Origin of the sequence: Marinifilum sp. D737, assembly GCF_026672275.1 — a bacterium.
Lineage (GTDB): Bacteria > Bacteroidota > Bacteroidia > Bacteroidales > Marinifilaceae > Marinifilum.
Genome location: NZ_JANQCD010000002.1, coordinates 97,392 through 124,219 on the forward strand (window position 1 = coordinate 97,392; position 26,828 = coordinate 124,219).

General features: G+C 38.0%; 19 protein-coding genes. 9 read left to right on the forward strand and 10 right to left on the reverse strand.

Going from position 1 to position 26,828, the window contains the following annotated elements; genetic code table 11:
• Positions 1 to 93 precede the first annotated feature (93 nt).
• Positions 94 to 717 carry a class I SAM-dependent methyltransferase gene (locus NQ163_RS02715; RefSeq protein WP_268188762.1) on the reverse strand — a complete coding sequence of 208 codons (624 nt, stop codon included), beginning with the start codon at positions 715 to 717 and terminating at the stop codon, positions 94 to 96.
• A gap of 85 nt (positions 718 to 802) precedes the next feature.
• Here NQ163_RS02715 and NQ163_RS02720 point away from each other — a divergent pair, with 85 nt between their 5' ends.
• Positions 803 to 1,396, forward strand: a complete 594-nt coding sequence (locus NQ163_RS02720) for a FecR family protein (protein ID WP_268188763.1) — start codon at positions 803 to 805, stop codon at positions 1,394 to 1,396.
• A gap of 102 nt (positions 1,397 to 1,498) precedes the next feature.
• Here NQ163_RS02720 and NQ163_RS02725 read toward each other — a convergent pair whose 3' ends face one another.
• The gene (locus tag NQ163_RS02725) at positions 1,499 to 2,656 is read right to left on the reverse strand and encodes an ATP-grasp domain-containing protein (RefSeq protein WP_268188764.1); all 1,158 of its coding nucleotides are present in this window, start codon (positions 2,654 to 2,656) and stop codon (positions 1,499 to 1,501) included.
• A gap of 647 nt (positions 2,657 to 3,303) precedes the next feature.
• Here NQ163_RS02725 and NQ163_RS02730 point away from each other — a divergent pair.
• From NQ163_RS02730 to NQ163_RS02740, 3 genes are read left to right on the forward strand one after another with little or no spacing between them, the layout of a single operon-like run.
• Entirely contained in the window at positions 3,304 to 4,245 is a 942-nt protein-coding gene (locus NQ163_RS02730) for an NAD(P)-dependent oxidoreductase (protein ID WP_268188765.1), read from the forward strand.
• A gap of 22 nt (positions 4,246 to 4,267) precedes the next feature.
• Complete coding sequence (locus NQ163_RS02735; RefSeq protein WP_120241530.1) at positions 4,268 to 5,038, forward strand: type III pantothenate kinase; 771 nt, start codon at positions 4,268 to 4,270, stop codon at positions 5,036 to 5,038.
• A gap of 40 nt (positions 5,039 to 5,078) precedes the next feature.
• Complete coding sequence (locus NQ163_RS02740; RefSeq protein WP_268188766.1) at positions 5,079 to 5,537, forward strand: CYTH domain-containing protein; 459 nt, start codon at positions 5,079 to 5,081, stop codon at positions 5,535 to 5,537.
• On the opposite strand, the gene NQ163_RS02745 is transcribed toward NQ163_RS02740, so the two are convergent.
• Positions 5,508 to 8,618: a glycoside hydrolase family 3 N-terminal domain-containing protein gene (locus NQ163_RS02745; RefSeq protein WP_268188767.1), complete on the reverse strand. Its 3,111-nt coding sequence runs from the start codon at positions 8,616 to 8,618 to the stop codon at positions 5,508 to 5,510. The two genes, NQ163_RS02740 and NQ163_RS02745, sit on opposite strands and share 30 nt — an antisense overlap.
• A gap of 896 nt (positions 8,619 to 9,514) precedes the next feature.
• Between NQ163_RS02745 and NQ163_RS02750 the strand changes: the two genes are divergently transcribed.
• Positions 9,515 to 10,048: a hypothetical protein gene (locus tag NQ163_RS02750; RefSeq protein ID WP_268188768.1), complete on the forward strand. Its 534-nt coding sequence runs from the start codon at positions 9,515 to 9,517 to the stop codon at positions 10,046 to 10,048.
• A 100-nt stretch (positions 10,049 to 10,148) separates the two neighbouring features.
• On the opposite strand, the gene NQ163_RS02755 is transcribed toward NQ163_RS02750, so the two are convergent.
• The 6 genes from NQ163_RS02755 to NQ163_RS02780 form a co-directional block, all read right to left on the reverse strand.
• Entirely contained in the window at positions 10,149 to 11,273 is a 1,125-nt protein-coding gene (locus NQ163_RS02755; protein WP_268188769.1) for a cysteine desulfurase family protein, read from the reverse strand.
• A 57-nt stretch (positions 11,274 to 11,330) separates the two neighbouring features.
• The gene (locus NQ163_RS02760) at positions 11,331 to 12,296 is read right to left on the reverse strand and encodes a cation transporter (RefSeq protein WP_268188770.1); all 966 of its coding nucleotides are present in this window, start codon (positions 12,294 to 12,296) and stop codon (positions 11,331 to 11,333) included.
• Positions 12,297 to 12,926: 630 nt separating this feature from the next.
• Positions 12,927 to 14,861 (reverse strand): OmpA family protein, encoded by a 1,935-nt coding sequence (locus NQ163_RS02765; RefSeq protein ID WP_268188771.1) that lies wholly within the window; start codon positions 14,859 to 14,861, stop codon positions 12,927 to 12,929.
• 14 nt (positions 14,862 to 14,875) lie between these two features.
• A complete protein-coding gene (locus NQ163_RS02770) occupies positions 14,876 to 15,190 on the reverse strand; it encodes a hypothetical protein (RefSeq protein ID WP_147376046.1) in 315 nt (104 codons plus the stop codon).
• A gap of 259 nt (positions 15,191 to 15,449) precedes the next feature.
• Positions 15,450 to 18,314 carry a PD-(D/E)XK nuclease family protein gene (locus NQ163_RS02775; RefSeq protein WP_268188772.1) on the reverse strand — a complete coding sequence of 955 codons (2,865 nt, stop codon included), beginning with the start codon at positions 18,312 to 18,314 and terminating at the stop codon, positions 15,450 to 15,452.
• A gap of 15 nt (positions 18,315 to 18,329) precedes the next feature.
• The gene (locus NQ163_RS02780) at positions 18,330 to 18,989 is read right to left on the reverse strand and encodes a YiiX/YebB-like N1pC/P60 family cysteine hydrolase (protein WP_268188773.1); all 660 of its coding nucleotides are present in this window, start codon (positions 18,987 to 18,989) and stop codon (positions 18,330 to 18,332) included.
• A gap of 249 nt (positions 18,990 to 19,238) precedes the next feature.
• Here NQ163_RS02780 and NQ163_RS02785 point away from each other — a divergent pair, with 249 nt between their 5' ends.
• Together NQ163_RS02785 and odhB are read left to right on the forward strand one after the other, a co-directional pair.
• The gene (locus NQ163_RS02785; protein ID WP_268188774.1) at positions 19,239 to 22,091 is read left to right on the forward strand and encodes a 2-oxoglutarate dehydrogenase E1 component; all 2,853 of its coding nucleotides are present in this window, start codon (positions 19,239 to 19,241) and stop codon (positions 22,089 to 22,091) included.
• Positions 22,092 to 22,116: 25 nt separating this feature from the next.
• Positions 22,117 to 23,364: a 2-oxoglutarate dehydrogenase complex dihydrolipoyllysine-residue succinyltransferase gene (gene odhB / locus NQ163_RS02790; RefSeq protein ID WP_268188775.1), complete on the forward strand. Its 1,248-nt coding sequence runs from the start codon at positions 22,117 to 22,119 to the stop codon at positions 23,362 to 23,364.
• A gap of 48 nt (positions 23,365 to 23,412) precedes the next feature.
• On the opposite strand, the gene NQ163_RS02795 is transcribed toward odhB, so the two are convergent.
• On the reverse strand, positions 23,413 to 23,550 hold the full coding sequence (locus tag NQ163_RS02795) for a hypothetical protein (RefSeq protein WP_268188776.1): 138 nt from the start codon (positions 23,548 to 23,550) through the stop codon (positions 23,413 to 23,415).
• Between the two features lie 379 nt (positions 23,551 to 23,929).
• Between NQ163_RS02795 and NQ163_RS02800 the strand changes: the two genes are divergently transcribed.
• Together NQ163_RS02800 and NQ163_RS02805 are read left to right on the forward strand one after the other, a co-directional pair.
• A complete protein-coding gene (locus NQ163_RS02800; RefSeq protein WP_268188777.1) occupies positions 23,930 to 25,810 on the forward strand; it encodes a helix-turn-helix domain-containing protein in 1,881 nt (626 codons plus the stop codon).
• Positions 25,811 to 26,020: 210 nt separating this feature from the next.
• On the forward strand, positions 26,021 to 26,761 hold the full coding sequence (locus NQ163_RS02805) for an energy transducer TonB (protein ID WP_268188778.1): 741 nt from the start codon (positions 26,021 to 26,023) through the stop codon (positions 26,759 to 26,761).
• Positions 26,762 to 26,828 lie beyond the last annotated feature (67 nt).

The window sequence follows — 26,828 nt, forward strand, 5'->3', positions numbered from 1 at the left end:
ACGAGAGAACTCGGCAGTAGCGGAAGTTTTTCCATTGCTTTGTTGCAATTTCACACTAGCAACTTATCCAAGTTTCTTACCTATAAATTCCAACTAGTCAATATTGAATCTTTTCTTCCCAATAAATCGAATTAAGGAACTCTCCCCCACATGTCCGAATCCTTCATTCAGATGTACCATCTCCTTCTTTAGCTCGATGACATCGTAATTGCTAAAATCGCGTTCAATTTCCTCTATAGAATACATCATATCGATGTCTTTGGGTCCACCCGCATCAGGATTTACTTTGTTTATTTCACGATGCTCTTTGCTAAATGCTTCGAAAATAATATGCCCGCCTGGTTTTAGATAACTGTCCAGTCGTTTGTGCATTTCCGTTTTAATCTTCGGATCGAAATGTACAAAGGTCATACAAATGGCATGGAATTCTTCCTTTTCGTAGCTTTCCTCTAAAAAACCACTTAAGCTATAATCAATCTTCACATTTTTTTTACTGGCCAACTCTTCGGCTTTTTCTTTTCCCTTCGCACTATAATCGAATGCCGATACTTGCCAACCCAACTGAGCTGCAAATACAGCATTTCTTCCCTCACCTTCTGCCGGAAACAATACTTTGCCAGCCTTTAAATGAGGCAATTTCTCTCTCAGGTATGCATTTGGTTCTTCACCATAGGCAAATTGATCCTGACTATATCTTTCGTCCCAAAATTCTTTCATGTCGGTGAATTTAATAATTAATGCAATTATTAAAAAAGTATGCTTTAATCCATTTTGCTATTTTTGTAAGCTAAAATTTTACACTATGAAAAACATTAAACCAAATCTACAAGTATTATTGATACTAGCCTTATTATTTAGCTCTTGCTCAAAAGTTAAAATATCAACAGATGATAATTATGAAACCGTGAATTTTCCTGATGGTTCGTTTGCATACTTGAATAAAAACAGCTCTGTGGAATTTAATCAGAATTTTACGGAGAGAATCGTAAAACAAAAGGGTGAAGTTTTCTACGAAGTTAAAAAGGGGAGCAATCCTTTTATTGTAAAAACTGAAACAGGTGAGGTAAAAGTTCTTGGAACAAAATTCAATGCCAAATCAACCGAAAACGATCTTGAAGTTGATGTTGAATCCGGTTCTGTGGAAGTAAAAGTTAACAAACTTGTTGAGAGTATTAAAAAAGGTCAGAAGGCAGTTTTTAAAGAGACCGAGAATCGTATTAAGCTTGCGAAGTCGGAGCTTAAACATAAACAATGGATCAGGAACCTAAAAAAAGATTTTAAAAAATTAGGAAAAGAGATCGGGAATGAATCAAAACAGTTGAAAAAAGAGTCGAAAGAGATTGGCAAAGAGGTTACAAAAGGATTCAACAAGCTAAAAAAGAAGATAAACAATTAATTACAAGTCTTATCTCCAAACAAATATGAAGCCAAACCTGAAGCATTAGCATTTCTGTTAACATCTTCAAGTTTGGCTTCACTTATAATCCTTATAAATCTATTATTCTACAAACTCCTTTAAATCTGAAGTTAGAATTTCTTCGATTTCCAAAAATTGATTCTTCGGAGTTTTGGTATACAACATTCCAAAAATAGAATACATTTTGTAATCCACCTTTCTCAGTTCCAATGGTTGAACAAATTTACCCAACAAAGCATCGTAATTGAAACTTGCAATTTCTTTTGAAGGAATACCTGTTGAATTGTCTAAAATAACCAAGGAGTAAATTTCATCATCCATCTCCTCCAATACCTGCTTCCAATCTGGTTTGATATTTTTTAAGAAACAGTGATAAGGATTCAGTTTGGCTGCAAAATAAGTTAGGTCAGCAGTAGTACACCATCCACCAAAACGCATTGGGTTGACTTCAATCGGAATCAATACTCCATTTTTGTCTACACGCACTTCAACATGCACCGGGAAGTTTTTCAAATTGGCTTCCTTACCAAGCTGCTGAACAAATTGGGTAAAAGGTTCAAGATATTGCTTGATGGTTTCCTTGGATGTGTAATAAACCCTGTCGCTTACATCGGTATCCGAAGAAAATAAGTGTTTCGAAATCCCTAACAATGTAGCCTCTCCCACTTCATCGAAATAGGCATCAAAAGCAAACTCTTCCCCTTCAATAATTTCTTCAATCAGAAAACTGGAAGCATTTACCACCTCAATTGGAAACAAGCTTTGAGCCTCGGTAAACTCATCTTTAATCAGTTGTTTTACTCGCGCCCAATCTTCCTGATTCAATACTTTGTGAACTCCCAAACTTAAGAAACCAACTGCAGGCTTAATAATAAATGGCATTGGCAATTCTTCCAGTTTAATTGCATCCAACTCTTTCAGACCCACTTCGCGAAAGAAAAAATTGGGATACATTTTCTGAATCAGCTTGCGAAACTCAACCTTATTTTTGAAAACATTAATGTACTCTGGCAATTTGGTAAAGCCCAAATTCTTCACCACCCAGTTGATTGAATTTTCAGAATTGGTATACAATCTGCTATTCGAATCATTCTGAAAATTCTTAATAATTTCTTCAGGGCTTATCAGACTTAGTTCTCCATGCTCCGTGATATTTCCGGTATCTAAGGCAGGAAAGTCATATTTTACTATTGTTTCCTTTAAGAATTTGGAAACGTAAGGTTTATCCAATAGTATCATGTAGTATGTAGTGTTTATTTTGTCGATATGATAATATCGCAAAGCTACGAAGAAAGCATTAATAATCGAATTTTAATGATTCCATATCAGCAAACTCATTTAAAAATATTTCACTATCTCTGATAGCTATTGACTTCGCAGAATATCAAAAACAATCATTACGGTCCGAAAAAAATCAGAAAAGCTAAAACCTAATATCGTACCTCTGGTACTTTATATTGTATTCAATTCACAACTACCATAATAACATCCTTACGGGATTTATCGGAGCCTTGTTAAAGGCGATAATATGGCAGAATGTGGCATAGATAAAAATTAAGCCCCGGAGGTGGCGACATTAAGGATAAAGCAAGTAAAAAGAGAGATTCAAGAGTTGTTACCAATTTTATCGGATAGCAATGAAAAACAATCTTTATCTGCATAAATCTGAGGATATTAATTTGCGAGAATCTGCGAGAAAAGTAATACCGATTACTATTCAATCCCAATAGCTATCAGAATCGCCTTTATGATATAATTTGCGGTTACTCTATACTATGGAATACTATGAGTATTAATCAGAAATTGCAGTTTTTTCAGTCGCAGCAGTGTTTATATGCAATGATTCATTAAATTTCAGAATTGAAATCATCACTAAAAATTACATTGTGAAAGACAAAATCCTCATCGCTTATTCTATTCCTCCTCAAGGACTTTTGGAGCTTGAAAAAGATTTTGATTTAATATATCCTGACAAAGAATTTTTCTCAACGGAAGAATTAATTGAACGAATCCCGGGCTGTATCGCACTCTTGTCGATATTCAACAAGGAAATTCCCAAAGAGGTAATTGAAGCTGGCAAGCAATTGAAAATTATCAGCAATTACGGAGTAGGTTTTAACAATATCGATATTGAAACGGCTGGCAAAAAAGGAATTGTGGTTTGTAATACGCCAGAAGCAGTTTGTGAGCCTACAGCTGAACTTTGCCTGGCCTTGATCTTATCTCTTTCCAGAGGCATTGCCAAATGTCATTATGGATTAAAGACCAATCCTGATTTTGAATGGGGCGTAATGAAGAACCTGGGAAGCGGATTGCACGGGAAAACACTAGGCATTGTAGGCATGGGTAAAATTGGAAAGTCTGTTGCCAAAAAAGCCGAAGCTTTTGGCATGAAGGTAGTGTACTACAATCGTAACAAAATAGACAATTCAAGCTATCAGTATCTTAATTTTACTGATTTGTTGGAACAGTCGGATGTGGTTTCCCTGAATTGCCCATTAACCGATGAAACCCATCATCTAATTGGGGAAAAAGAATTGGAGCTGATGAAAGAAACAGCATTGCTCATTAATACTGCACGAGGACCAGTGGTAAACGAACAGGAACTTGTGGATGCACTAAAAAGAAACACAATAGCGGGAGCTGCTTTGGATGTGTTTGAACACGAACCCAAAATCCATCCTGAACTATTGCAAATGGAGAATGTAGTTGTAGTTCCGCATATTGGAACAGCAACAATTGAAACCAGAATAGAAATGGGCAAAGAGGCCAGTGAGAATATCATTTCCTTTTTAATTGACGGAAAAGAAAAAAACAGAGTAAATTAGAATTAAAATCATTTACAAACAGATGTTATTAGCCATTGATATAGGAAACTCGAATGTGGTTTGTGGTTTATCGGACAACAACCATTGGACAGAACAATTTAGAATTCATACGGTTGCCAATAAAACTGCCGATGAGTACGAAGTAATCTATCGTACCTTACTTTCAAGCCGAAACATTAAACTCGAAGAGGTTGATAAAATCGTAGTGAGTAGTGTGGTTCCTTCACTGATTCTGCCAATTCGGGAGATGATTAAAAAGCTTTTCGGAAAAGAACCATTGGTGGTTGGACCTGAGCTTTATCCGAAACTAAATATCGGAATTAAAAATCCTTACGAGATAGGAACCGATTTGGTGGCAAATGCAGTTGCAGCTCACAACAAATACAAAGGCAATTGTATTGTGGTTGATTTTGGTACAGCACTTACTTTTACTGCCATTAAAGCAGATGGAAACCTACTTGGCGTAAGCATTGCGCCTGGTTTAAAAACTGCCATGGCATCTTTATCGCAGAATACTGCAAAGCTGCCCAATGTTGACATCGCAGTTCCTCCGTCATGCATTGGTAAAAATACCACACACGCACTACAAGCAGGAATTGTAATGGGATACAAAGGTTTGGTTGAATATCTTTTGAAGGAAATCAAATCTGAATTAGAAGGCGATACAAGAGTGATTGCAACTGGTGGTTTATCGAAAGTTATGCTTCCGGTAATTGATTGTTTTGATCACCATGAACCTGATTTGACTCTTGATGGCTTAAAAATAATCGGAAATCAATTTTATAAACAATGAACAGTGAACAGTAAACAATGATAACCGACAACTGTAAAACATGGCAATAGAAATAGAAAGAAAATTCCTGGTAAATAAAGATTTGCTCCCTCTTCCCAATGATGGAAAAAAGTTGATTCAAGGGTACATCTGGAGCGATCCACAGAAGAGTTTACGAATTAGAATTGCTGGCGAAAAAGCTTTTCTTACGATTAAATCGGGAAATGACATTTTAAAGAGAAGCGAATTTGAATATGAAATTCCCATGACGGATGCTCATGAATTGCTTGAACTATGTGATGCTAAAATAGAAAAAACCCGATACCTGATTCCTATGGCTCAATACACCTGGGAAGTAGATGTATTTCATGGTGATAACCAAGGGCTAATTGTTGCTGAAATTGAACTGGCATCTTCCGAAGAACAAATCCAACTTCCCGAATGGATAGATCAGGAAGTCAGCAATGATCCAAAATATTTGAACGTCTCCTTAATTGAAAATCCTTTCATCAAGTGGTGACACCAACAAGTCGGAAAAATTTCTTGCAGGAGTAATTTCGGGTCTTACAGCCTTGTAAATGCACTCCTGTATTTTGGTTCTAACATCCATTTCCATCAGTTTTGCATTGGATTCATCCGGACAAATTCGGTTCGATAAAAAGATGTATACCAAGTCATAATCAGGATCAATCCAAATCATGGTTCCCGTAAAACCTGTGTGTCCGTAACTTGACAATGAAGCCAAATTACTGGTTGGTCCATTCTCATCGGTAGGATCTAGAAAGGGTTTATCAAAGCCTATCCCTCTTCGGTTCTCTCCTTCAGGATATGCTCGCGAAGTAAAATTCTCCATGGTTTCCGATCCAATGTACATTTCGCTTCCATATGCTCCTTTTTGCAAATACATTTGCGCCAACTTGGCCAAGTCGCTGGCATTTCCAAACATGCCGGCATGACCTGCCACACCTCCAAGCATTGCTGATGTAGGGTCGTGCACATATCCTTTTATCCACTGCCTTCTAAAGAACTTGTCATTTTGGGTTGGTACAATTCGGTTTAAGCTAAACCTTTTTTGGGGATGGTAGCCCAAAGTTCCCGCTCCCAACTGGCGATAGAAGTGACGACTCACATAGCTATCTACAGGCTCTCCCGATCTTTCCTGTATCATTTCTCCCATCAGGATAAAGCCCAAATCACTGTACTTGTAACCATTCTTTTCGCGATAATCAGAATCTAAAATTCCTTTCAGTATGGTATCCTTGTAATTCTTGTTGATGTAAAGATTTTTGGCTACCTCAATCGGATAGGCTTCCGACTTTACTTTGGACAAAATTCCTTTCTTGAATTTGTAATTTCTGTCAATGTAAAGACTCCTATCCAGCTTTAGACTGTACCTTCTGGAGTACCTTCTGCTAAAAAGTTTATCCTTAAAACTTGCAGAATCAACAGCTTCCCAATGAAATGGTTTCCAGCTTAACAAACGAGCTTCATGTGCCAGAATCTTTCTTAAAATCAGGCTGTCTTTGTTTGATTCCTTGGCCTTTGAATAGTATTTGCCAATATTGGCATCAACATCAATCCAACCTTCATCGGTCATTTGCATTAATGCCGGCAAGGTTGCTGTAATTTTGGTTAGAGAGGCCAAATCGTATATATCAGGATTTCGAACCGGTCTTTTCCTTGCGTAAGTATGGTGTCCATAGGACTTATTGAATACAACTTTCCCAGAGCGAGCAATCAAAATCTGGCAACCAGGAGTTGCCTTTTGTTTGATGGCATCTTCTGCAATCGAATCAATTACATTCAATTTTAAAGTACTCAGTCCAACCTGTTCAGGCAATGAATATCCCAAACGGTTATGAGCTGTTTCAATTCCTGTACCTACCGGAAAATCATCATTTATGGTAACCGGAAGCTTTCCTTTTGCAGCCAAACCTCCAAAAACAACCTGGGCAGAAGCCATTTGCGACTCCCTGCTATCCTGGTAGGACACCAAAATGGCATCCAAATCATTTAAATTTCGATATCGATCCAAAGCATATGGATTACCAAAGAGGTCGAAAATCACTTTCTTGCTGGCAGATATTTCTGACAAGAGTTGCACGCTTTGATCAGTGATTCCAAAATTTCTGGAAGGTCGTTGATCTGTATCGTGCATACTTACGATTAACAGATTGTATTTGTCGAGTTTCTCTTTCAAAATCGCGAAATGTTCTTTGGTAGCATCCTTCTCAATCTGATAAAAATCGATATCGGTATACCTTCCCAAATACTCCTGGTATCTATTTCGAATAGAAGCGCCCATGGCAATGGAGGCCACCCTTAAGGTATCCAATCGCTTTAATGGCAATAGGTTTTTATCATTCTTTAAAAGGGTAATGGACTGTTCGGCCAATTGTCTGCGCAGTATAAATCCCTCCTGTGTATTTAGGCCAGACCAAAGTCTTTCAGTGTCAACTGGCTTGTAATTGTTAAGTCCTAACCAATACTTGGCCTTCAGAATTTTCTTACATTTCTCATTGATTTCGTCCCAGCTTAACTCTCTTTTTTCAATTGCTGCCTTAATTTCCTTCAACGAAATTTCTACATCCTCGGTAAACAGCAAAACATCATTCCCAGCTTTTAAAGCTTTAACATCAACTTTTCCTTTGTCGTAATATTTGCGAACTCCCTTCATGTTTAAGGCATCGGTAAAAACCAAACCTTTAAAGCCCAACTCATCCTTAAGCAAATCGGAAACAATAGGCCGCGATAAAGTTGCCACCTTCTGATCCGGATCCAAAGCAGGAACGTTCAAATGTGAAATCATCACACCTCCCAATCCCTGTGCAATCACTTTTTTAAAGGGATAAAGTTCAATGGAATCCAATCTTGCACGATTGTGATTCAGGATCGGAAGGTCAACATGTGAATCGGTATCCGTATCGCCATGACCTGGAAAGTGTTTTCCAACTGCAATTACACCTGAGCTTTGCATTCCATTGGCAAATGCATAGGATTTGTTGGCCACATTGTATCGATCTTCACCAAAAGATCTGCTGTTAATTACCGGATTTGCAGGATTATTATTCACATCCATCACTGGTGCAAAATTCACATGTACCCCCAATCGCTTGCACTCCTTTCCAATTTGCTTTCCCAATCGGTATATCAATTCATTATCCTGAACAGCACCTAACATTAGCTGTCTAGGGTAACTTATGGTTTGTTTCAGCCTCATCCCCAAGCCATTCTCGGCATCCATACCAAGCCACATGGGCACTTTCGATAAGCTTTGATACCAATTGCTCAGTTCGGCCTGCTTGCCTGGTTCTCCATGAAAAAAGATGATTCCACCAATCTGATACTTGTCTACCAATGCAGCAATGCGCTCCGTTTCCTTTTTGTTTTTGTTGGAATAAGCAGCAATCATGAACAATTGGGAGATTTTTTCATCCTCACTCATTGTGGAAAAGATGGAATCTGCCCACTGATTAGACCTATTCAACTGATCGACCAACAGGTACTGATCTTGCACATAGTTTTGAGCCGCTAAAGAGAAAGCAAGCAAATAGAAAGAAAGTAGTACTAATATCCTTTTCGGAGAAAATATATAAAGCATAAAAAAATCGTTAATCCAGTTCACCACGAGGTATAACAAAATTATAAAACGCCCATGAATAAAGAGAATGATTGATCACTAAAAAAACTGAATTTGTAAATTTTTTGAATGCAAAAAAGATGCCAATAGAAAAAGGGGCACTGCCCCTTCTCAATTACTTACAACTAAAATCATATTAAAAACTTGAATCTAGGATTGAACCAAGTGCAATATGCGAAACTATAACAGGGTGTTTTTCCCTGATTCAGAAGTAAATTTATCTTACTCACTTTAGAAAAACAAGTGTCAAGTTTGCCAAGTTTAACAAATTGAGCATAATATTATCCTTGCTCCACAAAAGCTATCGAGCTATAAATCAAGAAGAATCAAGCAATAACGAGCTTTATCCAATGGTTTCCATTTTGATTTGTCTTGCAAAATGACTACTTTAAGACTAGCCATTGTAAGTAATGGTTCTGTTAAAATTATTGTGGGAGATCCTTTTAATTATCTAATGTTCGTGAGGTAACATATAAATGATTTTTAATTTGTTCAAGCGGACTCTATGGGCATTGGAAGGACAAGCTGCTTATCCGCAGAAAACATTTAGAGAGACGGGGAAGCTGATCCCGAAATAGATTTTGTAAGCATTTGAGAAGCAAATACAACAAAAATCATAATCGGGAGAAGATCACCCCGCCGAACTTAGTGTTTTCAAGTAGAAGAAGTTTGGGCTTACGCGCCCTAGATTTTTTGCCTACTTTTTCATCAATGGAAAAAGTAGGAGCCATGCGGCTTGAGCAAAATAAATCTAACTTAAGGAATCTTTGAGTGATTCATTTTATTTGTTTATTGATTTAATTACCAACTGTATTTCATAAAAAACCTAAATAATTAACCCCTAAAAAACAATCACCATGAAAAAGATATTCTGCACTTTTATTTTGCTTTCCACCGTAATCATTTCGATTGCCCAAAATCATGCGGAAAAAGAACTTAGCATTGATGATCAAACCGCATTAAAGTTGACAGCTACTGTTCAATTATCTCCTGACAATTACAATCAACTTAAGAATTGGGTACTTTCAACCGAAGCTGTTGAGTTGGAAATGCTCAATGAAAAATCGGGAGAAGCCAGGCTTAAAGGAAATAGTCTGATATACTTGAGCCAGACCCCATCAACTTTTCAAACCAGGATGTACTACACGCTAAGTTTGAAAGAACAAAACAACCAGTTGCAAATTGAAATTAAAGATGTGTACTACCTTTCCTTGCCTGTATATGGAAAACAAGGAACCGCTTCAATCATTTCTTACCCTTCTGATTGGTTCTCCAAAGAGAAACTCTATAAGAAATCAGGCAAAGAGCGTTATTTGAATTCAATTGTAAAACAGAATACCATTTCGAAAATGAATGAGCTAATGGATTCAGCTTTGGCTTTTATGAATTAGAAGTTTCACGCAAAGACAGATAAAGAAAAAACGCAAAGGTGAATTGTTCATCTTTGCGTTCTTTTTTCCAACTTATTCTTTGCGTCCTTTGCGTGAAATTTTATTTCCTTAATAATCTTACCGCTGCACTTATCTCCTCAATCGCACTACCAATCTCCTCCTCGCGGGTATATTTCCCAACCGACAAGCGTAGTGTTCCCATGGCATATTCGAATGGAACATTCATGGCATCAAGCGTTGCTGAAATTTTTACGGCATCGGAATGACAGGCAGCTCCTGCCGAAGCCGCAATATTTGGCATATTGGCAAGAATGTCCACTGCTCTCAGGTTCTTAAAAGAGATACTCAAGGTATTTGGCAAAGAGAATGCTGTGTTTCCATTGATTCTAAAATCCCCTAATGGCTCCAAACCTTCTCTCAAAAATCGTATTAAATTTCTCTCTCTTTCCATTCTCCTTTCCGGATCTATCATTGCCAATTCGGCTGCTTTGCCCAAACCTACAACCTCCAGAATGTTCTCTGTTCCGGCTCTGCGATTCATTTCATGATCGGCACCATGAATTAGCTTTTGCAGCTCCACGCCTTCACTAACATACAAAGCCCCAATCCCCTTGGGACCATAGAACTTATGCCCTGCTACTGTAAGCAAATCAACACCCAATTCTTTCACATCCACAGGTACTTTTCCAACTGCCTGGGCACAATCGCTATGTACTGCAATATTGTGCTTTTTCGCTAAAGCGGATATTTCTTTCAGTGGCTGCAAAGTTCCCACCTCGTTATTGGCATACATTACCGATATTAAGATTGTATCAGGACGAATGGCTTCTTCCACATCCTTAAGTCTTAACCTTCCTGTTTCGTCAACAGGCAAATAGCTCAGCTCGAATCCCTCCTGTTCCAGGAATTTACAAACCTCTATAATGGCAGGATGCTCAATCATCGTTGTGATAATATGCCTTCCCCTATCCTTGTTCTGGAAAGCATATCCCTTTAATGCATAATTGTTCGATTCGCTCCCTCCACTGGTAAACACAATCTCCTCAGTCTTGCAGTTCAACAGCTTCGCCATATTCTTACGAGCCTGCTCCACTGCCTTCTTGGTTTGCTGTCCATACCAATGTGAACTTGATGGATTTCCAAAATATTCGAATAAATAAGGCTGCATGGCTTCTGCAACCTCTTTGGCTACCGGTGTGGTGGCGTTGTAATCTAGGTATATCATTTTTGTTGGGGTATTTTGTATTATTGGTAAACTTTGTTTGAAATTGATACAGGCATACTAGTCCTCCCAATCATCAACGCTTTTACTTGAAAAAATAACATCTGTAAAACTGAAAGGGGCCTCACTTTGTACAATATTTTTAATGGAGTCCTGAATATTCTCAATCTCAGCAAGTGGTAAATTTATTTTCAATGGATTTATTAAAAAGAGAAAATAGTAAGTTCGTCCAAGTCTGTTTATAGATACATGATTTAAATTGTAACCATGAGGTAGTATCGGTAGTACCTTTTGGGTAATTTTTTCACGCATTGCATTGTGAATGTCTTTTATTATTAATTCATTAAACGCATTTTTCAGAATTTTTACGGGATCGTTAAAAAGAAAAACACATAAAACGAGAACAATTATTGAATCGGCAATTGGAACAATGAATGCCAAAGAAGTATTTTCAAGGAAAGCTACAAGTAAAAACACTACACCAATAGCTCCCGAAATAATTGCATTTTGAAATACCGCAATTTTTTCGGTTTGTAACATTATACTCTGGTTATTCACTTTTTTACATTGTGCTGCAATGTATAGGTATACAAGAGAACATATTATTACCATCAAAATAGAATAATAAATAATAGATCCTCCATTCACTTGTTCTACACTACCTGTAACAATATAGTCGTATATCTTAAAACTATTTGAAACTCCTGCCAAAACAAGAACTCCAAAAATCAAAAGCCCTTTAAAAAGTGTATACAGTGTTTCGTACATTGCAAATCCGAATGGTAGAGATTTAGTAGGCTTTTTTGCGACAAGTTTTGAGATTTTGATTCCTATAATCATCGAAAATGCCGATATGAAATTAAATACTCCATCTATTAAAACAGCTTCCGAATTCGAAAAGGCAAATGTTCCAATCCCAACCGCTGCCATTAACACATAAGCCCATAAAATATAGCTCATTGCTTTTGTCTCTATCCCTGACATATTCATAATTCTCTCTTGTTTAAATGATATTTTAAAATACAAGTTCAATAATCGCAAAATTACTTTATTATATGAAACATCTGCATGATTTGTTTTAGCCATTGAAAGTACAAAACAATACCCCCCAGACAAAGTAATCTTCTTGATATTCTACACACAATTATTGTATCGTAAAAATTGAACCTATAAAAATCGATTTTATCAATACCCATTGACGAGAGCTCATTTTTGTCTCAAAATTGGCTTTGCACATTGACGAGAGATCTTTTTTGTGACAAATTTGCCATTGCACATTGACGAGAGCATTTTTTTGCATCAAAATTGCCTTTACCCATTGACGAGAGCTCATTTTTGTCTCAAAATTGGCTTTGCCCACTGACGAGAGATCTTTTTTGTGGCAAATTTGCCATTGCACATTGACGAGAGCATATTTTTTCGCCAAAATTGCCTTTACCCATTGACGAGAGCTCATTTTTGTCTCAAAACTGGTATTATATTCTATCGGCTTTATTCTCTAGCTTATGCCCATACAGGGCTAACATAACAAACACCAACACCCAAAGGGCGATGCCCTTTGCTATTGCTTTGAGCCTTTCAGGCTCAATCCTTGTGTTCTTTGTGAAACACCTTTGTGCCCTTCGTGGTTAACCCGTCCCGCAGAAGTCAACATCACTACTTCACCACCCTAAATTCAGTTCGTCGGTTCAAGGCCTTGCCCTCTTCGGTATTGTTGTCGGCTATTGCTTTGCTCGAACCAAATCCTTTGTACAGCAAGCGCTCTTTTTCAATTCCTTTGGCAATCAAGTAATCGCACACAGCCTTTGCCCTGTTTTCCGATAAGCTCAGGTTGTGTTCTTCCGATCCGGTATTGTCGGTATGTCCCGATATCTCAACAATCAAATCCTGGTTCTGATTCATCAGCTTGAACAGGATGGACAATTCGCTCTCCGATTTTGGCAGAATTTCCCACGAATCGGTATCGAAAAATACATTTCGAAGTACAATTTCACTACCTGTAACCAGTTTCTGAAGACCAATATTCAATTCTTGCGGCTGATTCTTTTCCTGATTCTCCAAAAGCGAAAAATGATCCGAATAATACAAATAGCCCTCACTTTCGGCAGCAAACAAATACTCTTTTCCTGCAGGCAAACACAGCAGGTATTTCCCATTTACCCGATCCGAATGAATTCGGGCAGGTGTATCTTTCGAACTCAAATCAATCAATTGCAAAGAAGCATACAGGTTTTCCCTGGTATCCACATCGTATATCTTCCCTTTCAGCCACGAAACCATAGGCGGTTGATGTTCCTTGGGCAAATCAAACACAAAAATATCCTTTCCTTTTCCCTCCATCCTGTTGGATGCAAAGTAGGCCTTATCGCTTTTTGCATTAATCACCAATCCCAATTCCTCTCCATACGTGTTTATCGGATACCCCAGGTTCTCCGGCTTAGACCACTTCCCATCTTCCTGAAGACTTAGTTTATACAGATCGTAAGATCCCATTCCCGGTAGTCCATCCGAGGCAATTACCAAATACTGGTTGCTGGCATGAATAAAAGGCGACATCTCATTGTTTGCCGTATTAAAATCCATATTTACAGGTTTCGACCACCTTTGTCTGCCATCGGCTAAGTTCTCCATCAGCTCCGATCGCCAAATGTCCATTTTTCCTTTGCCACTTTTGCGATTACTCACAAAATAAAGTACTCTACCATCGGCCGAAATGCTTGGTTGCGCCTCCCATGCTGCAGAATTTATGGTAGGTCCTAAATTTCGAGGCTTCGACCATCTGTCTCCCTCTCGAACCGAATAGTACAGGTCGCATCTGCCTAGCCCATCCTTTCTGCCACAAGCTGTGAAATACATGAATCTTCCATCGGCAGTAATGGATTGTGCCCCTTCGTTGCTTGTGGTATTAATGATTTCCGATAATCCTTTTGCCGGTCTCCAGGCATCTTCCTCTTTTAAGGATATCCAAAAATCCTCTTGCATCTCCAATTTTACTTGCGTAGATTTTTCGGCCGGACTCAATCGGGTAAACACCAACACTTCCTCATCGGCAGTTAAGCTGGGCCAGTATTCATCATACTTGGTGTTGATTGCATCCCCAATGTTTATGGGCTTAAAATCTACTGGATTCGCAATCATATTCATCGCAAAATCACAATTCTTAATTAGCTTTTGTGCCTTTGCCTTATTCCTCGATGAGATTTTTGAGAAGGATAAAAAGTCTTGAAACTTGCCTTTGGCCTTTTGATACTCTCCCTGCTTTAGGTATGCATTCCCCAGGTTGAAATGCACCCGTGGAAAATAAGATTCATCTATTTCTATTGCTTTCTGATAGGCTTCAATTTCAGCCTTACTGTCCTTTAAAGTATAATATACATCTGCCTGAAAAAGGTAAGCCTCAATAAATTTGTCGTTCACCTCCAAGGCTTTGCTTAAACTTTCCAAAGCTTTCTGATTGTCCCTGTTTCGATAATACTGCCCAGCCTCTTCGTAAAAGTGTATGGCCCTTCGCGATTTGATACTGTATTTCTTCTGCGAAGAAAGAGGAAGTACAAAAAACAATAGCAATAAGGTTAAAACTGAATATTTCATTCTTAATAATCAACTTAAATAAATAACTTCCACAATCTCAAATAGACCACAACTATCGAAAAAATTGCCAATAATGCACCCAAGATAATTAATGATCTCTTCTCGGATTTTCGTATTGATATGATAAGCAATACCAAGGACAATACACCAAAAATAGAATAATCGTATTGATATCCATATTCCAATAACTCTGTCAATCCATACAAAGCTTTCGTCTTGCCACTAGTAAGAGATACATATCGATTCCAAAGGTCATAATTTACCTTTAAGGTACAACAAATGCTTATTCCACTTAGAACTATTGATAATATTGCGAATTTATTTTTCATCATTCTTATAAATATACATTTGTTATTAAACCTACTGCACCATTCAGTCCTGCTTTTCGGGCATTGGAAGGACAAGCTGCTTATACGAAGAAAAGTTTTAGTAAGACGGGGAAGCTGAGAACTTGTTCGAAGATCACCCCGCCGCACTTAAAGTTTTCGAGTATATGTAGTTTGGGCTTACGCGCCCTAGATTCTTTGCTTCCTTTCTCATCAATGGAGAAAGGAAGAGCCCCTGCGGCTAGAGCAGAAAAATCATTCTTTATCTATGACAAATCTCCGCATACAAACAAGTCCTGCAAGCATCCTGATTTTCCACCTGGTCAAATGGAATCTTCGGATCAAATATCTCCTCGAACATTTCCTGCAAAGCATTGGTAAATTCTTCCTTATATACTCGGTAATCATCAACAGGTTCCGGTTTGGCACGACCTTCTTTTCGGGCCAACATGCAAGCAAACTTGTTGTTAAAGAATTCTTTCAGACTATACACACCAGGCGAAATTGCCTCAGCAGCTTTCGTTTTGTCCTCGTAAAACAAGCAATACAATAAGGTTTGAAAAGCTGCTTTGTTTCTGTTCTTTCCCTCTTTCTCGAATAAAGATTCTATGTCCTTAAAGAACAAATCTGCCTTACCCGTTTTGTAGTCCAGGATTCGAATGGTACCATTTGCCCTGTCAACACGGTCAATCAATCCCTTAATGTTTACCTTTCGATCTCCCGATATCGGCACCTGAATTCTATATTCATCTTCAAGCGACAGAATCTGGAATGGCGCAAACTGCTGATCCAGGATCAATATCCTATCGATGTACTTTTTCAGGATATCAAAAATCAACAAGTTCCTTCCTGATATCTGAACCTCTTTATTCTTGGGCGTTTTAAAATAAGTATCGCGAAAAGCAGTCTTCAGTTTCGTTTCAATCAGGTCTTTGTCTTTCCTGATGATTTCCAGATCTTCCCTTTCCAATATTTTGCCAACAAATGGCTTGTACAAATCTTCCAACGTATTGTGAAACAGGTTCCCGAAAGTAGGCGGATCAATCTCTTCCAATACCTGATCGGATTCCTTTAAGCCAGCAATGTATTTAAAGTAAAAGCTCAATGGGCAAGCCAGGTAAGTATTCAAAGCCGAAGGAGAAAAACTCCTGAATTGATCTCCGCAATACTCTGCCAGGCGATTTAAAATTCGCTCATTCTTCTCAACGCTTATGGGTTTGGCCTCTTTTAACGAGATATCATATCCCGGACTCGATTCTTCAATATCAAAATCCGATTCATATTTCAATTGATACAAAAATCGGCTCATCTCCCCAGTTCTGATTCCATCACTTTGGGTACTGTATAGCAGTTTGATGTCATCGGCACGCTGTATCAATCGGTAAAAATAGTAGGCAAAAATGGCATCCTGATGATCGATGGTTGGCATTCCAAATCCCTTTCTTAAGTGATATGGAATGAATGAATTTGCGGCTCCTGTTTTTGGCAACTTCCCTTCGTTCATAGAGAGAACTACCAACTTTTTAAAATCCAGCAAACGTGTTTCCAAAATCCCCATTACCTGCAATCCCGCCAAAGGTTCTCCTTCAAACGGAATGCTCAAAGTTTGAATCATTTTCTCCAAAATCTTATAGAAAGTATCTTGCTTTACCTCTATTTCGTGCTGATCCAACAATGCTTTTAATCGCTTAATTGCCAAAAACAGGTGGTAAATGTACTCCTGTTCAATCTTGTCGACCAATGATTTTTCTTCCTCTTTGGTTTCCAATCTTTGGTAAACATTCTGCAGCAAATTCAACAGGTAGATGGCAAATTGATTCACATCCTTCACGGGTGTAAACAGCTTTTCGATTACCTCATCGCCTGTTAAAAGCTTTTGCGGAACCTTTATTTTATTGGTGGTAAGAATATTTTGGGTTAGCTCATGGGCCAATTCAGGATTTACCGAATTCAAATACTGATGATTCAGCAAAGCCAACACCTCTTTGTGATGAAACTCTATCTCTCCTGCAACTTTTCTGGAGCTCTTTTGCATGTCGATTACCAAACGCAACAAACTGGCCACAGGTGTATTCTTTGCAGGATATCCCATGGTAACATTTACATTCTCTACCACCTCTGGAATGGAATGCAAAACAGGCAACAATAGTTCCTCATCGGCCAAAACAATGGCTGTTTCTTCCGGCGCTACATCCTCATCCTTGCAAAAAGCTTGTACCACGGAGTGTGCATATTTGGCCTGCCCAACCTCTGATGACAGAGACACAAACTCCACCTTGGCTTTGTTCTCCTTGATATTCGAAAAGCTCAATTCAGTTTTAGGCGCAGGAAATCTTCTGATATTGTCTCGCAAAAACAGACCTGCTTCATGGTATGGATTCTTCAGGTAAGATTCATCGTAATCCCAATAGAATTCGGCAAGCTCTTTCTTCTTCAGGAACTCAAACAAATCAATCTCGCATTTGTTTAATGCATTAAATCCAACAAAAATTACCTTTTTGGCATCGATTTGAATTCCTCCCGATTCCAATCCATCTATCAAATTCCTCGAAGCCATTCCTTCGTAGGCCAGTTTTTCCGATTTCAGCTCCTCTCTCAAATCGGTATAAATCCCAAACAGATTCTCCCACAGGTTTACAAACTCTTTTTGGTGCTCAGAATATTTCTCTGGTTTAAAGCTGCTCCAAAATGCCTGTATTGCTTCAAGCTGTTCATCCGTTAAATAGTCGAACAGGTTCTCGATCTCTTTCTCGTCGGCCAGGTTCTGAAACAAATGCTCGGCATTTACCCTGTACTTGTCCAAATCATCAAAATCGCCCAACAACATCTCACCCCAGTGATAGAATTCATCGAAGCTTTCGCTTACCTTCATTCTTTTCACATAGATTTTGTACAAACGAAACAGCAATCCCAGGTTATCTTCTATCTGCAAATCGGACAGAGAACGGAAAAACTCACTAATGGTAAATACTCTTGGTGCCCAAAGCGCTTGTTCAACCAATTCGTTCAGGTATTTTGAAAAGAACAGTCCAGCTCTTCGGTTCGGAAAAACCAAAATACAATCCGATAAATCATTGGTATATTTTGAGTAAAGCTCTTTGGTTATTTGTTGTAAGAATGAGTTCATATATAGTGTAAGAGATTAATTAAATTGATGATTTCCGTATGGCAACACAATTTCAATATTTTGCGATTGAAACATGCCATTGGGATTTAACCCCGGTTTTCCTTCCGGGATATCTACCCCCAGGTTCTTGTAGTATTCTACCCAAAACGGCAAATACTCACCTGATTCATTGTCCTTAAATGTCATGGGATTCAATTGAAACACCTCCGCTGAATCGCCAGTATTTACAAACATTTCATAAATCAACTCGGAACAGTAATAGGTCGAATCACCCATTACATAAATATTATCATAGGGAAAATTCAATAAGGCTTTCCCATAAGTCATGGCTGCATCAATCCTGGCATTCAACTTGGTATTTAATCTACCAATGGCAACTTTATTGCTCCTTAGCAAAAAACTATCCAATTGGGTTAAAGATACCCCTTTCGATATGGCTTCCAGCACATAAATTTTCCCTTTTGAATCAATATCTACAATGCCAACATGAGAAAAATTCAGCTTCTTCTCTCCTCCTGTAACCGATTCTATGGCTTCTGAAATGGAATCGGTATTCAAATCCTGAAAAATTAGGTCGCCTTTACGGAATTCAAACTGCGTTTTTTTTTGTAAATTATCACAGCTTAAAAAATGTAGAAATACCAGCACTGTTAATATCGTGCGAAGAAATGTCATACTATTAAATATTGATGTTTTTGAATGCAAAACTAAATTAATTGGAAAATGCAACAAACGAAAAAATAGCTCTGTATTTTTTCTGCAAATGTTAAACAATATCAGCTCATAGAAAATGTCTATAAGCTCATTAGAAAAAAAGATGACCTTTTGGTCTTTTATTCGTGTTTATCCTTACTTGTTCCATTTCAAAATTAATACATTTGTTTAAGCGACAACAAAAATCAGACAAGTACAACAAACAAATCTATGGATAAATTCAGTTTTTTGGGCAATAGTGAAATCGACTATATAGACGAGCTATACCAATCCTATAAAAAAGATCCCAATTCGGTGGAAGAAACATGGAGAACGTTTTTCCAGGGATTCGATTTCGCATCGGCTAATTTTCCGATAAAACAAGAAAGTAGCGAAAACTTGCCTGCCAGCGAATCAATGAGCAAGGAGTTTAATGTAATGAACTTGATTCAGGCCTATCGCCAAAGGGGGCATTTATTTACCAAAACCAATCCGGTTAGAACCAGAAGAAAATACTTCCCTACCCTGGATATTGAAAATTTCGATCTGGCAGAATCTGACTTGGAAACTCCATTTCATGCCGGGAAAGAAATCGGTATCGGCATAGCAAAATTAAAAGATATTGTATCTCACCTGCAAGAGACTTATTGTAAGTCTGTGGGTGCAGAATATGTTTTTGTTCGTCATCCGCAAATGTTGCGATGGCTGCAAAAGAAAATGGAGAGTTCGAAGAATACTCCACAGTTTACCGATGAACAGCGCAAGCACATCTACTACCATTTAAAAATGGCAGTTGGTTTCGAGAATTACATTCACAAGAAGTTCGTAGGGCAAAAAAGATTCTCATTGGAAGGTGCAGAAACACTAATCCCTGCTTTGGATGCCATGATTGAACGTGGTGCCGAGTTAGGAGTTCAGGAGTTTATTTTTGGTATGGCTCACCGAGGCCGACTGAATGTTCTGGCCAATATTTTAGAGAAACCTTACGAAAATATTTTCAAGGAATTCGTTGGTGAAGAATATGAAGAAGACATTGCGCTGGGAGATGTAAAATATCACCTGGGATATGGCAATACTGTAAAAACGGACGATGGCAGCGAGGTAAAATTGCATTTGGCTCCAAATCCATCTCACCTGGAAACGGTAGGTGCTGTAGTACAAGGAATTTCACGATCAAAAATTGACAATGATTACGAAGGCAACCAAGACCGATTGGTTCCTGTTGTGATACATGGTGATGCGGCTATTGCCGGCCAGGGAATTGTATACGAAATCATTCAAATGTCTCAATTGAAGGGATACAAAACAGGAGGTACCATCCATTTGGTAATCAACAACCAGGTTGGATTTACAACCAATTACCTGGATGCAAGATCGAGTACATACTGTACCGATGTGGCCAAGGTAACTCGCTGTCCTGTTTTTCATGTGAATGGTGATGATGTTGAAGCATTGATTTTTACCATTAAGATGGCAATGGAATACCGTCAGGAATTTAATACTGATGTCTTCATTGATATTCTATCGTACCGAAAGTATGGGCATAACGAAGGTGATGAACCTCGTTTTACCCAGCCAATATTATACAAGGAGATTGCCAAGCATAAAAATCCACGAGACATTTATGCAGCTCACTTGATTGAGAAAGGCATTTATTCTCAAGCGGATGTCAAGACAATCAATTCGGATTACAACAAACTGTTGGATGACAAGTTTGAACTTTCGAAAACATTCGATAAGGTTATTATTCAGCCATTCCTGGATAATTATTACAAAGGCATTCGATATTCAGTTGAATCTGATTTCGAATCTTCTCCTGAAACCGGTGTAAACAAAAAGACATTGTTATCATTGGCAGATAACTTTACCTCTCTACCTGGAGACTTAAAATTCTTTAAGAAGATTGGAAAGTTAATGGGCGATAGAAAGAAAATGGTGGAAAACGATCAGCTCGACTGGGCAATGGGTGAAATGTTGGCCTACTCAAGTTTGTTAACCGAAGGAAATTCTGTTCGAATTAGTGGTCAGGATTCTGAACGCGGAACCTTCTCACACCGACATGCTGCCTTGGTGATTGAGGATTCCGACAAGAAATATTTCCCGCTTAAAAATCTTTCTGAAGATCAAGCTCCATTCCATGTTTTCAATTCATCATTAAGCGAATATGGTGTATTGGGTTATGAATATGGTTATGCTTTAGCACATCCATCGGGACTAACCGTTTGGGAAGCCCAGTTTGGAGATTTCCACAATGTAGCGCAGGCGGTAATCGATCAGTACATTAGTGCTGCCGAAGACAAATGGGGAATTAAGAATGGTTTGGTAATGTATTTGCCACATGGATACGAAGGACAGGGTGCCGAGCACTCAAGTGCAAGAATGGAACGCTTCCTAACGCTTTGTGCGCACAACAACATGCAAATCACCAATCCAACTACTCCTGCCAACTTGTTCCATATGTTGCGCCGACAGGTAAAAAGAGACATCAGAGTACCATTGATTTGCTTCTCTCCTAAGAGTTTGCTTCGTCACCCTGCTTGTGTTTCCAGCATGGACGAAATGGCAAAAGGAAAATTCCAGGAGCTTATTGATGACAAGAACGTAATCTCGGAAGAAGTAAGAAGAGTTGTGTTCTGTACAGGAAAAGTTTACTTTGATTTATTGGCTCAGAAAGAAAAGCTAAATGCCCAGGATATTGCTTTGGTAAGAATGGAACAATTGTATCCTTTCCCGCATCAGCAAGTTGATAAAGTTTTGGAAAGATATCCGAATGCTATCCTCCATTTATGGGTTCAGGAAGAACCTGAGAATATGGGCGCATGGACTTTTATCAATTACAACTTCCGCAATAAGGATGTGAGATTGGTTCCTGTAGCTCGTCAGGCTAGTGGTAGTCCGGCAACAGGCTTGGCCAAAATTCATATGCTTGGCCAAAGCGAGATCATCAACAAAGTATTTCGAAAATGTGACTGCGACAGAAAATTAAAATATTGCGGATTACAATGTGTTGAAGGAAGTTCTCATGAAGAAATTCTGCAAACTCATGAATACTTTGAGGAGAAGAAGAGCAAATTATTAATGTAGAAAACTATCAAGAAAACATACCCCAATGATTGAAATAAAAATACCAAGTCCTGGAGAATCCATTTCAGAAGTTGAAATAGCCAATTGGTTTGTTGCCGATGGCGATATTGTTGAAAAAGATCAAGACATTGCTGAAATTGAATCGGACAAAGCAACGCTAACTTTAGTAGCCGACGAAGGCGGAAAAATTGAAATTCTTGCGCAAGAAGGCGATACAGTAGAAGTGGGTTCGGTAGCTTGTAAAATTGACACAAGTTTTGCTGGTGAAGCTCCAAGTCCAAAGGCCGAATCTGTAAAAGAAGAAGTTGTTGAAGAGAAAGCAAAAGAAGCTGCAAGTTCAGCTCCTGTAGCCAATATCGAATCGGAGAATTACAAGGATGTAAAAATTTCTCCTGTTGCCAAAAAGTTGATGGAAGAGAATCAGCTTTCGGTTGATGATGTAATTGCAGGCTTACAAAGATTATCGAAAAAGGATATTCAGGCAGTTGTTGACAACAAAAACAAGCAACCTGTTGCTGTGTCGGCAGAACCAAAAGCCATTTCGCGCGAAGAGAAGCGTACCAAGATGACCAATCTTCGTAAGAAACTAAGTGCTCGTTTGGTATCCGTAAAGAACGAAACTGCCATGTTAACCACCTTTAACGAGGTTGACATGAGTGCAGTAATGGAGCTGAGAAAAAAGTATCAGAAGAAATTTGTAGAGACTCATGATATCAAATTGGGTTTCATGTCGTTCTTTACCAAAGCGGTTACCGAGGCTTTAAAGGCTCACCCAATGGTGAACTCGATGATTGATGGAGAAGAAATTGTAACGCCTGATTTTGCGGATGTTGCCATTGCCGTACAAACACCGAAAGGATTAATGGTTCCTGTTATCAGAAATGCAGAATCATTAGGCTTGGCTGATATCGAAAAGAAATTAATGGAGCTGGCAACCAAAGCTCGTGCTGGTAAAATTAGCCTGGATGAAATGACTAGAGGAACATTTACCATTACCAATGGAGGTGTGTTTGGATCTCTTTTGAGTACACCAATTATCAACCCTCCACAATCGGGAATTTTAGGAATGCACAATATTGTTGAGCGACCTGTTGCTGTAAATGGAAAAGTAGAAATTCGCCCAATGATGTACATTGCTCTTTCATACGACCACCGCGTAATTGATGGTAAGGATTCAGTAGGATTTCTGGTGAAAATTAAAGAAATGATTGAAAACCCACACAAGATGTTGTTCGACGGAAAAGATCCGGATAGCATGTTGTTGGGATTGTAAGAAAATATTAAGTGAAACCTGTCGGATTTAAAATCCTGACAGGTTTATTTATTCCCTCCATGTCGACTTGTTTTTCCTTCTCATCAACTCCTTGCCGTAAGAAGCAATTAACTTATTTAAATGCTTGCTCAACACCATCGCCTTCTTATCTTCGAGCAGGCAATAGGCCTCTAACTTTTTTATCAAATTATATATTTGTTTATGATGTAAGACTGGGAAAGTCATCCTAAATTTAATTTGAGCTTCCCCAAGCTGGGGATGGAAATAAATAATCTGATTTAAACCTTCCCAAGTGGGAAAGCAAACAAATCTTATCAGTTATAGAATTCATGATTAATTACCGTATTGAAATAAAACGGATTAATGATATCATTTTGTAGTGTAATCCTCCTCTAATTTACATCAATATTTAATTCAATTTTAATCTAAAATAATCATCTCATTTCCACTTTTTTTTAATCAAAATCCCTTATTAAGTATGATCATAATTTTGTATCTTTGCAGTTAAGGCTGACAACTATTATTTTTTATACTAATTTAGTTAAGGGACGATTATCCATACAGTATGAAAGATCTGTCTTCCATTGATGATCAGTTTCTTAGAAAAATCCACCAAAACATTGAAGCAAACTTTGCTGACGAGGATTTTTCGGTAAACGAATTGGCTCAAAACGTAGGTCTTAGCAGATCTATGCTCCATAGAAAGTTGACTAAAACCTGTGGCAAATCTGCAAGTGAATTGATTAAAGAGATCAGGTTAGCCCACGCTAAAACCATGCTCGAAAACAATGTAGCCACGGTTTCCGAAATAGCATACCAGGTTGGATTCCGAAATCCAAGCTATTTTAACAAGGTATTTAAGTCGCATTACAAAGTTTCACCAGGCGATATTAAAAAAGGAATTAATATTAGCTCGAAAGGTCAATTAAAGTTATTTTCAAGACTTCAACCAGCTAATCCCAACAAGTATGTTAGTAAGTTTGTTTTTCCGGTTTTAATTCTTTGCATCATCGTTTTTGCAGGTGCCTACATCTCCGGACTCTTTAATTCAAAAGAATCATCAATAGCTGTTCTTCCTCTACATAACTTAACTGGTAGTGCTGACAACAATTACTTTGTTGATGGCATGCACGATGCACTCATCGGCAAACTAGGGCAATTTTCCTCCCTTCGGGTAATTTCACGTACATCAACACTAAGGTATCGTGATGATCAAAAGCTATTGAGTGATATTGCCAATGAATTGGAAGTGAATTGCATTGTTGAAGGATCGGTAATTAATGTTGATGACAGTATCCGCATCTTAATTCAGTTAATTGATGTTTTCCCAGAGGAACGACACCTGTTAGCCAAAGAGTACAAGGACGAAGTTAAAAATGTTTTTGCAGTTCAAACTTCGGTGATTAAAGACATTGCTGATGAAATTAAATTAGAATTATCCGATAAAGAGAAAATTAAGCTATCCAAAACTCGCAAGGTAAATCCTGAAACTTATAAAGCCTATTTGCAAGGTATGCATTATTTAAATCAAGGAACACATGAGGCTTTCGAAAAGGGAATTCAATATTTACACGGTGCAATTAAAAATGATCCCGGAGATCCATTGGCTTATGCTGGTTTGGCAATTGGATATGGTTTTAGAGGTCATGGAGAACTAAATTCGAAAGATGCCTTTCGTTTGGCTTTATCCTCAGCCAATAAAGCATTAAAACTAGATCCAACCATTGATGAAGCCTATAATGCTTTGGCATTACTTTACTTGTATAAAGCCTGGAACTGGCCAAAAGCCAAAGAGACTTTTGAGAATGCGATTAGGAACAACCCTAACAATTCGGTTATTCATGCTCACTTTGCCTGGTATCACGTCTTATTCGGCGATAAAAAAAAGTCGATTCATCATGGCCGACAAGCTACAATACTTGAACCATTCTCTGCTGCATATGCCTCATGGCTTGGATTGTTATATTATCACAATAGGCAATACGATAAGGCGGAAGAATGGGCAAATAAAGCTTTAAAATTAAAAGAGAATGTTCCTTATGGACTTGCCACTTTGGGATGGATCTGCATACAACGAAAGGAGTATCAAAAAGCCATTGATTATTTCGAAAAACTTCCGGCTAATAATTGTCATTGGAACACCATTTTGGGTTATGCTTATGTGAAAGCAGGTCAAAGAGACAAGGCTGTGGCTTTGTGGAACAAACTAAACAAAAATCCTAATGTGCAAAACCCATATCACATGGGCATAATGGCATCTTATCTTGGTTTTATCGACAAAGCTTTTGAGCTAATTGATGAAGCTTGTGCCAATAAAATCTACCCTACAAGTTACATTGTTTTTAATCCTTGTGGAGAATATATCAGGCGCGATTCTCGCTACAATGATTTATTACGAAAATTAAACCTTCCAAATAATAAAACAGTACTTTCCTCCAAGAATTAACACAACAATTAAAAGACACTTCCAGCTATTATAAACCACTAAATTATAACTTTTTGTGCAGTGCAACCTCTTTGTAATAATTCAACCTGTGCACCTTTTTAATTGCAAGAAATTGCAACCTTACTGCTAAGTACCTCAGAGCATTATGTCGTTACTTTACATTATCTGAAAAAGTAAATTTTAAGTTACAAAATCGAAAAAACTAAAGCCATGAAAACAACAGTATTTTTAGCAGTTTTACTATTTCTTGGCCTTTTTACATTTGGGCAAGATCTTAGAACAAACACCTTAGAAGGTGTGAATGTAACTCCACCAACTTTTATTGGGAGTGAAGCAGTTGAGTTATTAAAAATGAGGAACTATACCACTCTAAATGATTTTTTCACTGACAAAATAAGATATCCTGAAGAGTCAGAGAAAAGATTACGAGAAGGTACAGAAATTATTCAATTCACTGTATTACCAAACGGAAGTTTAGATGATTTTGAAGTTATTAATAGCATATCTAAAGAAATAGACGATGAAGTTTTACGAGTTTTAAAGAAAACTGATGGAATGTGGAAACCTGGTTATAATAATACTATTCCTGTTGCTATGACCAAGGAAGTTGCAATTGCTTTTAGAATTGAGAACTCCGATCATTTATATGTAGCACGACGCTTGTTTAAAAGAGGCATGAAAAGTCATACCATCAAGAACAAAAACAAAAGAGCCTTAAGATTGTTAAATCGAGCAATGGTATATAAGCCATACAGCGAACCATTAATTTTCCAGAGATCAATAGTGCATCAAAAAATGGGAAACACCCATGATGCTTGTAAAGATTGGAATCGTTTAAAAGCTTTGGGAAGCTCACTTTCCGATGTTTACTTGAGCAAGTTTTGCGAAGCTGAATATGCTGTTAATATCCCGGCAGACACCGAATATATCACCTTTGATATTAGAAAATAATTGGATGCTATTAAAAACAAAACCTGTCAGCATGCTGACAGGTTTCTTTTATTATAGTTTTTAGAGC

Bases quoted from the DNA above. Each gene is read 5' to 3' on its own strand.
- NQ163_RS02715 (WP_268188762.1), bottom strand. From the start codon at position 717: ATGAAAGAATTTTGGGACGAAAGATATAGTCAGGATCAATTTGCCTAT.
- NQ163_RS02720 (WP_268188763.1), top strand. From the start codon at position 803: ATGAAAAACATTAAACCAAATCTACAAGTATTATTGATACTAGCCTTA.
- NQ163_RS02725 (WP_268188764.1), bottom strand. From the start codon at position 2,656: ATGATACTATTGGATAAACCTTACGTTTCCAAATTCTTAAAGGAAACA.
- NQ163_RS02735 (WP_120241530.1), top strand. From the start codon at position 4,268: ATGTTATTAGCCATTGATATAGGAAACTCGAATGTGGTTTGTGGTTTA.
- NQ163_RS02740 (WP_268188766.1), top strand. From the start codon at position 5,079: ATGGCAATAGAAATAGAAAGAAAATTCCTGGTAAATAAAGATTTGCTC.
- NQ163_RS02745 (WP_268188767.1), bottom strand. From the start codon at position 8,618: ATGCTTTATATATTTTCTCCGAAAAGGATATTAGTACTACTTTCTTTC.
- NQ163_RS02750 (WP_268188768.1), top strand. From the start codon at position 9,515: ATGAAAAAGATATTCTGCACTTTTATTTTGCTTTCCACCGTAATCATT.
- NQ163_RS02755 (WP_268188769.1), bottom strand. From the start codon at position 11,273: ATGATATACCTAGATTACAACGCCACCACACCGGTAGCCAAAGAGGTT.
- NQ163_RS02765 (WP_268188771.1), bottom strand. From the start codon at position 14,861: ATGAAATATTCAGTTTTAACCTTATTGCTATTGTTTTTTGTACTTCCT.
- NQ163_RS02770 (WP_147376046.1), bottom strand. From the start codon at position 15,190: ATGAAAAATAAATTCGCAATATTATCAATAGTTCTAAGTGGAATAAGC.
- NQ163_RS02775 (WP_268188772.1), bottom strand. From the start codon at position 18,314: ATGAACTCATTCTTACAACAAATAACCAAAGAGCTTTACTCAAAATAT.
- NQ163_RS02780 (WP_268188773.1), bottom strand. From the start codon at position 18,989: ATGACATTTCTTCGCACGATATTAACAGTGCTGGTATTTCTACATTTT.
- NQ163_RS02785 (WP_268188774.1), top strand. From the start codon at position 19,239: ATGGATAAATTCAGTTTTTTGGGCAATAGTGAAATCGACTATATAGAC.
- odhB (WP_268188775.1), top strand. From the start codon at position 22,117: ATGATTGAAATAAAAATACCAAGTCCTGGAGAATCCATTTCAGAAGTT.
- NQ163_RS02800 (WP_268188777.1), top strand. From the start codon at position 23,930: ATGAAAGATCTGTCTTCCATTGATGATCAGTTTCTTAGAAAAATCCAC.
- NQ163_RS02805 (WP_268188778.1), top strand. From the start codon at position 26,021: ATGAAAACAACAGTATTTTTAGCAGTTTTACTATTTCTTGGCCTTTTT.